Source organism: Methylomonas fluvii (assembly GCF_014850975.1).
In the GTDB taxonomy this organism is placed as follows: domain Bacteria; phylum Pseudomonadota; class Gammaproteobacteria; order Methylococcales; family Methylomonadaceae; genus Methylomonas; species Methylomonas fluvii.
On sequence record NZ_JACXST010000003.1, the window covers coordinates 229,344 to 242,630 of the forward strand.

Below are 13,287 nucleotides of genomic sequence, written 5' to 3' on the forward strand. Positions count from 1 at the left end.
CAAAAGACAAGCAAACTATGCCGCGACAAATGTTTACGGATGAATACTGGAATAAATTCAAAGCCATCCTGTTGAGCGTGAGGATTTACGACAAGCCGACGCTTCGGCAAACGGTAGAAGGTATTTTTTATCGCATGCGAATCGGCTGTCCTTGGCGAGATCTGCCGGCAACATTTGGCAAGTGGAATGCCGTGTATAAGCGATTCAATGCCTGGTCGCTTCAAGAAAAACTGATGGGTATCTTTCAGGAGCTGGTTGTGGATCCGGATTTGGAGTGGACATTCATTGATGGCAGTATTGTGAAAGCACATCAGCATAGTAGCGGCGCAGCCCATGAACGGGAAACGGCGATCGGAAAATCGGTAGCGGGTAACACCACCAAAATCCATATGGCCGTGGATGCCTGCGGACTGCCCATTCATTTCTCGGTCACGGGCGGCGAAGTCCACGATTGTAAAGAAGCACCCGAATTAGTGGCGAAGCTTCCCTTAGCTATATGATTGCTGACAAAGGCTATGACAGCGAACCCTTACGGATTCAAATTCGTGAGAAAGGTGCTGAGCCAATCATACCAAGAAAGCAGAATTCAACCATTGGCAATGATGCTGTGGATTGGTGCCTCTACAAGTATCGCCACCTAGTTGAAAATGTGTTTGCGCGGCTGAAACATTTCAGAGCCATCGCGACGCGGTATGACAAACTGAAACGCAATTTTGAAAGCGTCATCGCTTTGGCTTGCGCTTTTATATGGTTGCCCATGTAAAACGGCAACAGCCCCTAGTTAATCACTGCTTGATCGATGAAATTAAAGTCAATGAATACGGCCGCTAATATTTCGATTTATCACATATTTGAGACAGGCTTAATCCGATGTTGAGCCGTTTTAGAGATCATATTGTCGTGCAGCACCCGGATCAATTATCCCGGCAATGGGCGCAGCGTATTGTTGATCGATACGCAAGTAGTGCCAAAGTACGTGCCGTAGATATTCAATCCGTCAATATTGGCACATCGACGCGCTTGCGGCTAACCGTGAATCATGACGCCATCGGCGTCGTTCCAAGTCGGTGGTTTGTAAAAACGCCGTCGCTGGCGATTAAGTCCAGAGCGATTACCGCTATACCGCGTTTATTGCATAAGGAAGTTCATTTTTATAATTCGCTTTCTCAGGGGGTGCCGGTGAATTTGCCGCAAATATTAGCGGCTGAAAGTCTGTTAGGGCGCGGTACTACATTGGTAATGGCGGATCTGGATGAGTTGGGATTTAGGCCCGGGCTGACCGCCGACGCTCTGTCTTTGGAACAAGCTCAGCGGGTGGTGGAAAAGTTAGCCGGTTTTCATGCTCACTATTGGGGCAATGCGGGGCTATTGAAAACGCATCGCTGGTTAAACGGTTTTAGTCACAATGTCGAGAATCATATGGGTACCTTACTGGCTGTGCCCTTGATGAAGCGTGGCCTTGATCGCGTAGGGCGCTTGGTCCCCAGCAAATTGCATCGATCCGCATTACGCTATGCTGCGGATCGGCGGCGAATCACCGGGATCTTGGCAACTGGTGTACAGACCCTGGTGCATCATGACTGTCATCCAGGCAATCTATTTTGGAATCACTTTGAGCCGGGCTTTCTGGATTGGCAATTGGTGCGGATGGGTGAGGGTGTTAGTGATCTCGCTTATTTTTTAGCGACATCGCTGAAGCCGGAGTCTCGTCGCGCTCATGAAAAACAATTGCTCAAACTATACTTGACGGCGTTAGCTAGTCACGGGATTGGCGACTTGGATGAAGAAACGTATTACCAACGCTACCGCGCTCATTTGGTGTATCCGTTCGAAGCGATGATTGTTACCTTGGCTATAGGCGGTATGATGGAGCGTAATAGTAACTTGGAGTTAATTGCGCGCGTTTCAGCGGCTGTTGACGATAATGATAGCTATGCTGCGTTATCCCTATAACGCTTTCTACCTGCGTTTCTGGAAGGCAGTTGTATGTTGAATTAGATCAGAGAATTGGATTGATACTATTTTGCCGAGAATCTCTCGACAGAGAGAGATTTTAGCGGGCATATGAAGCCTTAAAAATCTTAAACAAGTATCAAATTTATAATTGACTGCTACAGAGTTTGTAGCTATGAAAAAACTATAAGGATTTTTAATTTCTATCTTGCTGCTTATCGCAAGAAGAAAATAAAAATGGTGCCGAGGAGAGGACTTGAACCTCCACAGGGTTACCCCTACTAGCACCTGAAGCTAGCGCGTCTACCAATTTCACCACCTCGGCATTACTTGTGTCAGCAAGTAATTTGAGCATTATAAGTGCATGGATGGTGGGTGTCAACTTTATGATTATACACATCGCTGAGTAGCGTAAAGTTGGCACGTCTGAAGGAGCACTGGCTTGACGTGACATCGGCCCAAACAGGCTTTTAATCATCAGGCAAAACGGGATGGTCGTATTAAAAATTTATTTGCTCACCCTTGCTGGTTAGTGTCGGCTCGCAAGCGAGCCGATCTCCGCGCTTCACGGATTGGTTGTTGTAGCCAGTTGGTGATGCAGTCGTTCTGATGCAGTGGTTTGAGCATCTGGGCGGCTGGTTAGTCTATTTGGCTGCCAGCGGCGAGCGATAGTTTGTGCAATAAAGCCATTGTCGGTAGGCTATTGAGCTAGCTTGCGGTATCCATCGAATAAATGATGAATTTCCTCAAGACCGTCTTCGATTGACCAAGAAACCGACTTTGACAATAAGTCCAGTAAAATCACGCCGTTTACCGCTGCGTCTTCGCTAATCGCCGTTTTTAACCGTTGGCTTAAATGCAGGTTGATGACTTGTAAGTGTTGATAAAGCGCGAGCAGTTCATCCAGTTCCAGCGAATAGGGTAGGTGGTCTTTTTGCCGAAAATACTGTGCCAGCAGGAACATCGTGGTTACTCGGTAAATCGTTTCAGTTTGATCGGCCAGGGGTAAGTGAAAACGTGCCATTGGCTTTAAAAATTCGGTATGTGGACACGGGCTGGTGGCCATAATTAAGCCTAAAATCGAACTAGTGATATGTTGTGCTGTGGTTTCGGCCCGTATGGTTCTCCTATCGGTAACGACTTCTACAGCCATTTGCTTGTGGGAAACTAAGTGACCAGATAAATCTAACAGTGACACCAAATTAACTGCGACAGGACAGTGCGGAACCTGCTCCGGATTTAACGGGCAATTGCGGCATTGCTGATACGCAAGCTCCGTCCATAGAGGATAGGGAGGTGGAGCCGCAGAAATAAGGGTCATGCTTTGTTTATCAACTTCTATCAGGAAATCCGCGCTCTCATAATCTTCTGCGCTTAGGCGGTAGGTAAAATGTAGGATGTCTTCGGACATATAAACTCGGCAAACTTGTGATGCGTTTTAATGGGGGATTTTAATGTCGCTAAACCGCATTTGGGCGATTTCAGATGCGCCGTCGTTCACTGGCAAGGCTCAAGGAAACGGTTAGTTTGGCTTGAGTATAGCCGCGGTATTCAAGTAAAGGGGGCTGCCTCAGGCTCCATGCTACAATCGGCGGTTCTAAAAACATAATCTCAAAAGGCTTTACCATGCAATTTATTAAACTCCCCGCTGTTGCTTTGCTGCTTTTATCTTTTAATGCCGTAGCGGAAGTCCAACTGACCAAAGCCGATATTCTGGGTACTTGGCAAATCGATAAAGAATCCAACACCAGTGATGGCAGCAAGGCCCGTAGCTCCAATACTACCTGGACGTTTAAAGAGGACGGCACTATCGAAGGCATGACCCATGAAAACGATTCGCATGCCAGAATTGACCAAATGAGGGCGGTGCTGAATTACTCCGTCGAAGGTGGCAAGATTGTCAAGCAGGCGGCTCCGGGGCGATCGAAGATGGAAACCTGCGAGGCAATCGAAAAATCTGGCAACAACATGGTTTTGAAATGCCAAACCGTTTACTTCTTTATGTCTAAAAAATAGGAACGCCGGACATTCCTGATAGTGTTGTGCTTAGTTTGACCTATTTATTTAGCAGTCGGCAGGGATGGACTCATTGGGTTTAACGTGAAAACAGGAACTTTGATTTTGGCAGAACAGCCCCAGAGCCTATCCGATTTTGCGGAGCGCTGTTTGTTTAATAGCGATATTGGGCAAAAACTTGTTGTAACTCATCAAGCCAGGCAGTTGTTGGATAACGGCTTATTATCCCTGCAGACAGCAGGGACGATATTGCCGATAAGCAATACAGTATTTCCGAGCCGGCCGGTCTTGTTGATGCCGCGAGAGATGCCTAAACGTCGTCTGGATTCCAACGAGGGTAAAGCGGCTTTTTTTCATGCGCTCGCACATATCGAGTTTGTGGCAATTTATTTGGCTTGGGACATCATTTATCGGTTTCCCGGCTTGCCCGACGATTTTTATCGGGATTGGCTGATCATCGCCGACGAAGAGGCGCAGCATTTCAAGTTGATTCGCACCCATTTGCTAGGCTTGGGATTCGATTACGGTGATTTGCCCGCGCATCGCGGGCTTTGGTCGCATGCCGAAGATACTTCGGATGATATTTTGGCGCGCTTGGCGATCGTTCCGCGCTGTATGGAAGCGCGCGGATTGGATGTGACGCCGGGCATGATGGATAAACTGGTCGCTATCGACGATCAGCCCGGTCTGGCTATCTTGCGGCGGATTTACGACGACGAAGTCGGGCATGTCGAGCGCGGTTCTTACTGGTTCAATAATCTGGCCAGGCAGCGCGGTCTGGAACCTGAACACTGCTTTAAAGACTTGATTCTGAATTATTTCAAGGGCAAGCCTAAGGGGCCCTTTAACCGAGAAGTGCGTATAATCGCCGGCTTCTCGAATAACGAAATCGATTGGCTGGAGGAGCGTTTGCATGAATAACAAACCGGTTTTTGATTATCCACTATTTGCGATGGGTTTTAGGGCTTTTTTCGCGCTGGCGGGGTTATCAGCTCTGGCTTTGATTGCAGTATGGAACTCAATGTCCAACGGTTCGCTGCATATCGATAATTACTTCACTGGCAGTACATGGCATGCCCATGAAATGTTGCTGGGCTACACCACAGCGGTGATTGCCGGTTTTTTACTAACAGCAGTGAGAAACTGGACCGGCATACAAACAGTTACTCCCGATCAACTGGCATCGCTTTGTTTTCTATGGATTTATGGTCGGGTATTGCCTTTTTATTCGGAACTATTGCCCGATTTGTTGATAGGTGTCGTCGATTTCGTATTTTTACCGGTGTTGGCGTATTTTGTGGGTAAGCCGATTTTAAAAACAGGCAACTACCAAAATCTGATTTTTATCGCCTTATTGCTGTTATTGGCCTTGGGTAATAGTTTGGTTCATGCCCAAGTTCTGGGGTTGGCCGATAGTGCCGCGCTAGGGCTGATGTTGGTGGTTACCATTATCGTTGCGATGATTTTGGTCATAGCCGGTCGGGTATTTCCGTTTTTTACCGAACGGGGGCTATCCGGGGTTATTTGTATTCGCAATCCAGCATTGGATATAGCCGCTGTTGCGGTGAGTCTGGCGGTGTTTGCATTATTGATGCTGAATATATCCGGCGCTTTGTTGGCTGTTGCTGCGGTAGCGGCGATTGTGATTAATATTGTGCGAGTGGCGGCTTGGTACAACCCGCGGATTTGGTTTGTGCCTTTGCTTTGGGTTTTGTACATCGGCTACGGTTGGTTGATTCTTGGATTTGGCTTGGTATCACTAGCTGCTTTTGATTTTGTTCCGCAGTCTTTGGCTTTACATGCCTTTACTGTCGGCGGCATTGGCATATTGACTCTGGGTATGATGGCCCGCGTTGCGTTGGGTCATACCGGCAGGGCGCTAAAAGCGTCGAATGTGATGGCGCTGGCCTTTGTACTGATAAATCTGGCCGCGTTGTTTCGAGTGTTATTTCCGGCTTTGTTGCCAAACTGGTATGGTGGTTTGGTAATGGTGTCCACCTATTGCTGGTTGGCGGCATTTTCCTTGTTCGCATTTTATTATTCGCCAATTTTGATGTCGCCCAGGTTGGATGGGCAGCCGGGGTAGCGTAGTTCATAAAAACAGTGGCGATGGCGGATGGCCTTTTCCAAAGCATGGCGTTTTTTTACATTGAATTTGTTGGAGCGGCAGTGCTAGGTTTGCTATATCGATTTACTGCGCGATGCGGCCAATGAAATGAGAGTGAATGGAAAAAATTGCTCGACAGGTTTGATGTTAAGACGAGTCGGATGAATTGTCTTTGGTTAACGGCGTAAGCGAGTCTGTTGCTGGTAGGAGTGTGATAGGGGGGCTTGGTAGGGTTATAAAAAAAGGCGGCATTCAGCCGCCTTTTTTGTGTCGAAACGTTTTTACTGTGCGCTGTAATGCGATTCGATATAACGCTCGACTATAGCTTGGAACTCTTCAGCGATATGGTCGCCTTTTAGGGTGACGGTTTTGAAGCCGTCTTCAAAAACCGGTGCAACAGGTGACTCTCCGGTACCGGGGAGGCTGATGCCGATGTTGGCATTTTTGCTTTCGCCGGGGCCGTTGACGACGCAGCCCATCACCGCGACTTTCATATCTTCCACGCCTTTGTACTTATCTTTCCAGATAGGCATTTGATCGCGTAAATAGCCTTGAATGTCTTGCGCCAGACGTTGGAAATAATCGCTGGTGGTGCGACCGCAACCGGGGCAGGCTACTACCATGGGAGTGAAGGAGCGGAAGTTCATGGTTTGCAGAATTTCCTGGGCCACGATCACTTCTTTGGTGCGCGCCGCACCGGGTTCTGGTGTTAGGGACACGCGGATGGTGTCGCCTATGCCTTGTTGCATCAACACGCCAAGCGCTGCCGACGATGCGACGATGCCTTTGGAGCCCATGCCTGCTTCGGTAAGGCCTAAGTGCAGGGCGTAATCACAACGGCTGGACAGGTCTTGGTAAATGCTGATCAGCTCCTGAACATCACTGATTTTGCAAGACAGAATGATTTTGTCTTTGCCCAATCCCAGCTCCTGGGCCTTTGCTGCGCTTTCCAGGGCAGATAGTACAATGGCTTCGCGGGTTATCAGGGGTAATTCCTTGGGTTGCGCCAATTGTCTGTTCTCGTCGAGCAAGCGGGTCAACACGGCTTGATCAAGACTGCCACCGTTGACGCCGATGCGCACGGGTTTGTCGTATTGAATCGCAAATTCTATCATCTGCTGAAACTGCGGGTCCCGCGCCTTGCCTTTGCCGACATTACCGGGGTTGATACGGTATTTGGAAAGTGCTTGCGCGCAATCCGGATATTTTTCCAGTAACTTGTGGCCGTTGAAATGGAAGTCGCCGATAATAGGCACCGAAAAGCCTTTTTGCGCCAGTCGGTTGACGATTTCCGGTACCGCTTGCGCAGCTTCCTCACGGTCGACTGTAATGCGGACCATTTCCGAGCCGGCTGTCGCTAATTCCATGATCTGTTGAACGCTTCCTGCAACATCAGCTGTATCGGTATTAGTCATGGATTGAACTACAATCGGAGCACCGCCGCCGACTTTTATGTTTCCTACCAAAACCTGTTGGGTGTGTTTTCTGGGGCTAATCGACATAGAATTGTGGTCTGCAAAAACTGAAAGTTATCTAAAAATACCAAGTAATTCACTTAGGATATAAATTATACCTCCTTAGTTACAGGACGAAAGAGCAAATTGTGCGGATAAATTACTTTTCTGATGTGCATCTGGAATTCGGTGAGCAGAGTTTGCCGGAAACCGATGCCGATATAGTCGTGGCGGCAGGCGATATCGGCATATTCAAACAAGGCGTCGAATGGTTGAAGTCTATCGGCAAGCCCGTGGTTTATGTGGCTGGTAACCATGAGTTTTATGGTTACGAATATCAACAAACCATTGACATGTTGCGTAGGGAATGTGCGGGCAGTCAAATTCAGTTCTTGGAAAAAGATCAGTTTATTTTCCAGGGCGTGCGCTTTTTGGGTTGCACCTTGTGGACGAATTTGTTTATCGAGGGCGCTGAAAAAGCCGAAGTGCTGGGAAAAACCTTGAATGACTTTCGTAAGGTGTCGTTTACAGGTCAAGCATTCGAACCCAAACACTTTGCTGAACTACACCGGGAATCCAAGATATGGTTAGAACAGCAACTCGCTACACCTTTTGCCGGCAGGACGATTGTGGTCACTCATCATGCACCCACCGAATGGAGTTGGATCGATTCACCCAACGTAATTAAAAAGCTGGCGTATTGTAATGATTTGAAGCCTTTATTTCACGAGTATGAAATAGCTGCCTGGTTTCACGGTCATGTGCACAATTTGGGTGATTACCGGATAGCGGATGCCCGGATTTTAAGCAATACCCGGGGGTATGTCGGGCGCAAGTATGTCAGTGGTTTTGATATTGATAAAGTTGTTGATATTTGAGCGGTATTTGCAATTATGCCGGGCGCTATCGCGTTGCTTGCGGGGCTACAAGCCTTGGGATTTTCCGTTGAGAAAGCCGATAACTTGTGATGTAATAAACATGTTTTGTCTTGAAGTGCCCTTTGGGATCGGTGTTTCTCAATGGGCTTTTTGCTGCAACTAGTCTGGGGAGCAGGCGTATTAACTATGCAATTTAATATAAAGAAAGGTTTGGATTTGCCTATAACAGGCGGACCCGAACAAAAGATAAGCGATGGTAACAGCGTCAAATCGGTCGCCCTATTGGGTGCCGATTACATTGATCTGAAGCCGAAAATGATGGTTGCCGAAGGAGATAAGGTCAAATTAGGACAGGCGCTTTTTTCCGACAAAAAAAATCCAGGCGTCAACTTTACATCGCCCGGCGCTGGCGTCGTCAAAGCTATCAACCGTGGAGACAAGCGTGCTTTGCTGTCTGTGGTAATCGAATTGCAGGGTAATCAGCAAGAGTCATTTGCAAAATACGGCGAGGCCGAGTTAGGCAATTTGACTCAAGAACAGGTTAAGGAAAATTTGCTGGCATCAGGATTGTGGACTGCGTTCCTGACACGTCCTTACGGCAAAATCCCTGCGGTCGATACCGCTCCTAGTTCAATTTTTGTCACAGCAATAGATACTCGTCCGCTTGCGGCGGATCCAACTGTCATTATCAAGGAACGCGCTGCCGACTTTGCTAATGGCTTGACTGTGATTTCCAAGTTGACGTCCGGTAAAACTTATCTTTGCAAAGCCACCGGTACTGATGTGGTTGTTAATCAAGCCGTTCAGGTAGCCGAGTTTTCCGGGCCGCATCCCGCCGGATTGCCAAGCACCCATATTCATTTTATCGATCCGGTCAATATCCATAAGTTCGTATGGCATATTGATTACCAAGCGGTGATTGCTATTGGTGCATTGTTTACCACAGGTAAGCTGAATGTAGAACGCGTCGTTTCTTTGGCGGGTCCAACCGTTAAAAATCCCCGATTGGTGCGCACACGTATGGGCGCGAACCTGGACGATTTGGTTGCCGGCGAATTGCAAGATGTCGAAAATCGCGTGATTTCCGGTTCTGTTTTGTACGGTCACGAGGCGGCCGGATCGGCGGCATTTTTGAGTGCTTACAGTTTGCAAGTTTCTGCGATTAAAGAAGGCCGTGATCGCGAGTTTTTCGGTTGGATCGTTCCTGGCAAAGATAAATACTCGGCTTTGAATGTTTACGTGTCCAGCAAAGATCGCAAAGATAATCGCCTGTTCCCATTGACCACCGATAAAAACGGTAGCAATCGGGCCATCGTTCCGGTAGGCGTGTATGAGTCCGTCATGCCTTTGGATATTTTGGCTACACCTTTATTGAAAGCGATTGTAGTCGGCGATACCGACACTGCACAGTCTCTCGGCTGCCTGGAATTGAGTGAAGAAGATGTGTCTTTGTTCACCTTTGTCGATCCAGGTAAGCATGACTTCGCGCCTGTGCTCAGAGCTAATTTAACAAAAATCGAGAAGGAAGGATAATGTCGGCTAGAGATATTTTAGACAGCATAGAGCCGCATTTTACAAAGGGCGGCAAGTTTGAAAAATATTACGGTCTCTACGAGATGGTGGATACTTTCATTTACACGCCATCCGATGTAACGCGCGGAAAAACCCACGTACGTGACGGTAACGATCTGAAACGTACCATGACGTTCGTGGTAATCGCCACGGCGTTTTGTGTTTTGATGGCTTGGTACAACACCGGTTATCAGGCTAACTTAGCCATGCAAAGCATGGGTGTCGAGTCGATCAACAACTGGCGTAGCATTCCTATGGCGTTGTTTGGTTACAACCCTTACAACCCGGTTTCCTGCTTGGTGCACGGAATGCTGTATTTCTTCCCGGTTTACATCACTACTTTAGCGGTAGGTGGCGTTTGGGAAGTGTTGTTCGCAACCGTACGCAAACACGAAGTCAACGAAGGTTTCTTGGTATCGTCAATGCTGTATACCCTGATCCTGCCGCCTGATATCCCATTGTGGCAAGTGGCGCTGGGTATCTCGTTCGGTATCGTGTTGGGTAAAGAAGTGTTTGGCGGTACCGGCAAAAACTTCCTCAACCCTGCGCTTACTGGTCGTGCATTCCTGTTCTTTGCTTATCCTGCGTCCATTTCAGGCGATGCGGTATGGGTTGCAGTCGATGGTTATAGCGGTGCTACGGCTTTGTCTCTGGCTTCTGCCGGCGGCGTGGAAGCGATTCAAGCCAGTTTCAGTTGGTTCCAAGCCTTCCTAGGATTTATCCCTGGATCAATGGGCGAAACATCCACCTTGGCTTGTATGCTGGGTGCAGCATTCTTGTTGTACACGCGTGTTGCTTCTTATCGCATCATGGCTGGCGTGCTGATCGGTATGATCGTTATGTCCACTTTGTTGAATATCGTTGGCAGCGCAACCAACCCAATGTTTGCGATGCCTTGGTACTGGCATATGGTTGTCGGCGGTTTTGCTTTCGGTACGGTGTTTATGGCAACTGATCCTGTTTCTGCCGCTGTGACCGACACCGGTCGCTGGATTTACGGCTGCATGATCGGCGTGATGATTATCATCATTCGGGTTATTAATCCGGCTTTCCCAGAAGGTGTGATGCTTGCAATTCTTTTCTCAAACATGTTTGCACCATTGATTGATTACTTTGTTGTTCAAGCAAATATTAGAAGAAGGATCAAACGCCATGCTTAATGCCGAGAAAAAAACGTCTAAGTACAACGAGCAACTCTGCAAGTACTACGAACAGTTCAGAGTTTACGCCGACAGAATTCTGGCTTTAAGCAATGATAGCCTGGAAAAAACCGTTAACGTGGCGTTGGCTTTATGTCTGGTTTGCGCTGTATTGGTATCTATCGCAACAGTTGCTTTACGGCCTTTGCAAGGCTACAACAAAGCACTGGACATGAAGAAAAACATTCTTGATGTGGCCGGATTGTTGGAAGAGGGTACTGATATTGATAAAGCCTTTGCGGAAAGAATCGAGAGCAAGATTGTCGATCTGAAAACAGGCGATTATGTAGACAATATCAATGTCGACGAATACGATCAACGTAAGGCTGCCAAAGACCCAACTCAGAACGAATTGATTCCGGTTGAGAAAGATATTGCCAGCATTCGTCAAAAAGCCAAATACACCAAAGTGTTTTTGGTTAAAAACGGCGACCAGTTGCAATCCATTATTCTGCCTATCAACGGTTACGGTTTGTGGTCTACGATGTACGGCTTTTTAGCCTTGGAAGCTGATGCGCAAACTGTACAGAGCATCAACCTGTACGACCAAGGTGAAACCCCTGGCCTGGGTGGTGAGGTAGTCAATCCTAACTGGCGCGCGTTGTGGAAAGGCAAAAAAGTCTATTCCGACAAAGGCGAAGTGGCTTTGACTTTAGTGAAAGGTGGTGTCGATTCCAGTCGCCCGGATTCTGTTTACAAAGTGGATGGTTTGGCCGGCGCAACCTTAACCAGTCGTGGTGTCAGTAATTTGATCCAATACTGGATGGGTACCGAAGGTTTTGCCACCTATCTAAACAAAATTAGAAAAAACGGTTAGGAACTTATCATGGATAAAGAAACTAAAAAAGTATTATTCGAACCGTTGGTCGATAACAACCCAATCACCCTGCAGGTGCTTGGTGTGTGTTCGGCGCTGGCGGTAACGTCGCAAATGTCTACGTCATTGATCATGGCACTGGCCTTGACCTCGGTTACAGCCTGTTCAAGCGCTGCGATCAGTGCGGTGCGAGAGCATATACCGAGCAGCATCCGGATTATCGTGCAGATGATCATCATCGCTTCGCTGGTTATTGTGGTCGATCAGTTGCTTAAGGCCTTCGCATTCGATGTCAGCAAAAAGCTGTCGGTATTCGTAGGTTTGATTATTACCAACTGTATCGTTATGGGACGTGCTGAAGCGTATGCCATGAAGAACCCGCCGCTGCAAAGCTTTGTAGACGGCATCGGTAACGGCTTAGGTTACAGTTTAATTCTGGTCATCGTCGCGCTGTTCAGAGAAACCTTGGGTTCAGGCAAACTGCTTGGCTTCGATGTGTTGCCTTTGGTCAAAAATGGTGGTTGGTACGTGCCGAACGGCATGATGCTGCTGCCGCCTAGTGCGTTTTTCATCATTGGCTTGATCATCTGGGGTTTCCGCACCTGGAAACCGAAACAGGTGGAACACAACGAGTTCAAAATCATGTCGATTGCTCACGGTGAAGGGGGACATCACTAATGGAAGCCTATATAAGTCTGTTTGTTAAAGCGGTTTTCATTGAAAACCTGGCGCTGTCATTCTTCCTGGGTATGTGTACCTTCTTGGCGGTTTCCAAGAAGATTTCCACAGCCATGGGATTGGGTATCGCGGTAATGGTGGTGCAGACCTTGACAGTGCCTGCGAATAACTTCATTTACCAAACCTTGTTGAAAGAAGATGCTTTATCTTGGATAGGCATTACCGGCGTGGATTTAAGCTTTTTAAGCTTGTTGAGCTGCATCGGTATGATCGCTGCGATTGTGCAGATTCTGGAAATGATTTTGGATAAATTCTTTCCTGCCCTGTATCAAGCCTTGGGTATCTTCCTGCCGTTGATTACCGTTAACTGCGCGATCTTGGCCGGTAGCTTATTCATGATCGAACGCGACTACAATTTTGGTGAAAGCGTGGTATACGGTATAGGAAGTGGTTTCGGCTGGGCTTTGGCGATTACCGTGATGGCTGGTGTGCGTGAGAAATTGAAATACAGCGATATTCCTGCTGCATTGCAAGGTCTGGGCATCACTTTTATTACCGCTGGCTTGATGTCTCTGGGCTTCATGGCTTTCTCTGGAATTCAATTATAAGGGTA

The 13,287-nt window shown here is 47.7% G+C and carries 12 protein-coding genes, 1 tRNA gene and 1 pseudogene; 11 read left to right on the forward strand and 3 right to left on the reverse strand.

Translation table 11 applies throughout. From position 1 onward, the window contains the following. Positions 1-17: 17 nt before the first annotated feature. Together EBB_RS18595 and EBB_RS18600 are read left to right on the forward strand one after the other, a co-directional pair. Positions 18-763, forward strand: a pseudogene (locus tag EBB_RS18595) (IS5 family transposase). 107 nt (positions 764-870) lie between these two features. Continuing rightward, positions 871-1,953 (forward strand): phosphotransferase, encoded by a 1,083-nt coding sequence (locus EBB_RS18600; RefSeq protein ID WP_192395257.1) that lies wholly within the window; start codon positions 871-873, stop codon positions 1,951-1,953. Positions 1,954-2,191: 238 nt separating this feature from the next. Here the strand turns inward: EBB_RS18600 and EBB_RS18605 are convergent. Both EBB_RS18605 and EBB_RS18610 read right to left on the reverse strand, forming a co-directional pair. After that, positions 2,192-2,278, reverse strand: a tRNA-Leu gene (locus tag EBB_RS18605). A gap of 375 nt (positions 2,279-2,653) precedes the next feature. After that, positions 2,654-3,364 (reverse strand): DUF6901 family protein, encoded by a 711-nt coding sequence (locus EBB_RS18610; RefSeq protein ID WP_192395258.1) that lies wholly within the window; start codon positions 3,362-3,364, stop codon positions 2,654-2,656. Positions 3,365-3,579: 215 nt separating this feature from the next. Here EBB_RS18610 and EBB_RS18615 point away from each other — a divergent pair, with 215 nt between their 5' ends. From EBB_RS18615 to EBB_RS18625, 3 genes are all read left to right on the forward strand, one after another. After that, positions 3,580-3,969, forward strand: a complete 390-nt coding sequence (locus tag EBB_RS18615) for a lipocalin-like domain-containing protein (protein ID WP_192395259.1) — start codon at positions 3,580-3,582, stop codon at positions 3,967-3,969. 105 nt (positions 3,970-4,074) lie between these two features. After that, positions 4,075-4,890 carry a ferritin-like domain-containing protein gene (locus EBB_RS18620; RefSeq protein WP_225587596.1) on the forward strand — a complete coding sequence of 272 codons (816 nt, stop codon included), beginning with the start codon at positions 4,075-4,077 and terminating at the stop codon, positions 4,888-4,890. After that, complete coding sequence (locus EBB_RS18625) at positions 4,883-6,055, forward strand: NnrS family protein (protein WP_192395261.1); 1,173 nt, start codon at positions 4,883-4,885, stop codon at positions 6,053-6,055. The genes EBB_RS18620 and EBB_RS18625 overlap by 8 nt, the downstream gene beginning before the upstream one ends. Positions 6,056-6,357: 302 nt before the next feature. Here the strand turns inward: EBB_RS18625 and ispG are convergent, their stop codons facing one another. Then, on the reverse strand, positions 6,358-7,578 hold the full coding sequence (gene ispG, locus EBB_RS18630) for a flavodoxin-dependent (E)-4-hydroxy-3-methylbut-2-enyl-diphosphate synthase (RefSeq protein ID WP_192395262.1): 1,221 nt from the start codon (positions 7,576-7,578) through the stop codon (positions 6,358-6,360). A 101-nt stretch (positions 7,579-7,679) separates the two neighbouring features. On the opposite strand from ispG, the gene EBB_RS18635 reads away from it, so the two are divergent. The 6 genes from EBB_RS18635 (at position 7,680) to nqrE (ending at position 13,282) form a co-directional block, all read left to right on the forward strand. Continuing rightward, positions 7,680-8,408: a metallophosphoesterase gene (locus EBB_RS18635; RefSeq protein WP_192395263.1), complete on the forward strand. Its 729-nt coding sequence runs from the start codon at positions 7,680-7,682 to the stop codon at positions 8,406-8,408. Between the two features lie 186 nt (positions 8,409-8,594). Continuing rightward, positions 8,595-9,941, forward strand: coding sequence for a Na(+)-translocating NADH-quinone reductase subunit A (locus EBB_RS18640; protein WP_192395264.1), 1,347 nt, complete (start codon positions 8,595-8,597; stop codon positions 9,939-9,941). Continuing rightward, the gene (locus EBB_RS18645; protein ID WP_192395265.1) at positions 9,941-11,140 is read left to right on the forward strand and encodes an NADH:ubiquinone reductase (Na(+)-transporting) subunit B; all 1,200 of its coding nucleotides are present in this window, start codon (positions 9,941-9,943) and stop codon (positions 11,138-11,140) included. Before EBB_RS18640 ends, EBB_RS18645 begins: the two co-directional genes overlap by 1 nt. Further along, entirely contained in the window at positions 11,133-11,996 is an 864-nt protein-coding gene (locus EBB_RS18650) for a Na(+)-translocating NADH-quinone reductase subunit C (RefSeq protein WP_192395266.1), read from the forward strand. Before EBB_RS18645 ends, EBB_RS18650 begins: the two co-directional genes overlap by 8 nt. A 9-nt stretch (positions 11,997-12,005) precedes the next feature. Continuing rightward, on the forward strand, positions 12,006-12,674 hold the full coding sequence (locus EBB_RS18655) for an NADH:ubiquinone reductase (Na(+)-transporting) subunit D (RefSeq protein ID WP_192395267.1): 669 nt from the start codon (positions 12,006-12,008) through the stop codon (positions 12,672-12,674). Beyond that, positions 12,674-13,282 (forward strand): NADH:ubiquinone reductase (Na(+)-transporting) subunit E, encoded by a 609-nt coding sequence (gene nqrE, locus EBB_RS18660; RefSeq protein ID WP_101052580.1) that lies wholly within the window; start codon positions 12,674-12,676, stop codon positions 13,280-13,282. The genes EBB_RS18655 and nqrE overlap by 1 nt, the downstream gene beginning before the upstream one ends. The last annotated feature ends 5 nt before the right edge of the window (positions 13,283-13,287 follow it).